1 protein-coding gene and 1 pseudogene are annotated in these 1,197 nt (G+C 64.0%); both read right to left on the bottom strand.

The annotated features are described in order from the left end of the window. Window positions 1-219 (bottom strand): annotated as a pseudogene (locus C1713_RS00770) (radical SAM family heme chaperone HemW); the annotation flags it as partial. Then, on the bottom strand, window positions 209-1,197 hold a 989-nt coding region (gene lepA, locus C1713_RS00765), incomplete at its 5' end, for a translation elongation factor 4 (protein WP_102492721.1). The pseudogene C1713_RS00770 and the gene lepA, both read right to left, overlap by 11 nt.

The following is a 1,197-nucleotide window of genomic DNA, read 5'->3' as shown; positions in this document are numbered from 1 at the left end:
CACGTAGATGGTCGCTGCCGCACCCCGCCGGGCACGAAGCGGCGGCACTTCGCGCAGGAGCTCTGCCGTCAGCGCCGCCGCATAGTCCTCCATCTCCGCCGCACGCGGCGCGGACGGAACGGAGACGAAGTCGCAGTATGCACATTTTTTCACGCAATAGGGGATGTGGACGTAGATGCCCCACGGCTCTCCCTCTGCCCCGCGTACGTCAGTCGTCAATTTTCAGCACCGCCATGAATGCCTCCTGCGGGAGCTCGACACTGCCGACGGCCTTCATGCGCTTTTTGCCTTCCTTCTGCTTTTCGAGGAGTTTGCGCTTGCGCGTGATGTCGCCGCCGTAGCATTTTGCGAGGACATCCTTGCGGCGGGCGCGCACATTCTCGCGCGCGATGATTTTGCTCCCGATGGCCGCCTGGATGGGGATCTCGAACATCTGCTGGGGGATGATTTCCTTCAGCTTGGCCGCGAGCTGGCGGCCGCGTGCGGCGGCACGGTCACGGTGAACGATGGTTGAGAGGGCGTCCACGGGGTCGCCGTTGAGGAGGATGTCGAGCTTGACAAGATTGCTGGTCTGGTAGTCGATCAGCTCGTAGTCGAGGGAGGCGTAGCCGCGCGTGGCGGATTTCAGACGGTCGAAGTAGTCGTAGAGGATCTCGTTCAGCGGGATGTGGTAGATGACGGTGACACGCGTCGCGTCGAGGTAGTCCATGGTCTGGAACACGCCGCGTTTTTCCTGTGAGATCTCCATGACGGCGCCGACGTAGTCCTTTGGCACGATGACGGTCGCCTTGACACACGGCTCCTCGATGTGCTCGATCTCGGTCGCGGGCGGGAGGTCGGCGGGGTTGCTGACCTCCCGCATGGTGCCGTCCGTGCGGTAGACGTGGTAGACGACGGAGGGCGCGGTCATGATGAGGCCGAGGTTGTACTCGCGCTCGAGGCGCTCCTGGATAACGTCCATGTGGAGGAGCCCGAGGAAGCCGCAGCGGAAGCCAAAGCCGAGGGCGATGGAGGTCTCGGGCTCAAAGACGAGGGCGGCGTCGTTGAGCTGGAGTTTTTCGAGTGCCTCGCGGAGGTTGTCATAGTCCTTGCTGTCCTCGGGGTAGAGGCCGCAGAAGACCATGGGCGTGACGCCGCGATAGCCCGGCAGCGCCTCGGCGGCGGGGCGCTCGGCACCCGTGACGGTGTCACCGACGC

Origin of the sequence: Centipeda felix, assembly GCF_900186465.1 — a bacterium.
GTDB lineage: Bacteria > Bacillota > Negativicutes > Selenomonadales > Selenomonadaceae > Centipeda > Centipeda felix.
This window is presented reverse-complemented; position numbering and strand designations above follow the sequence as displayed.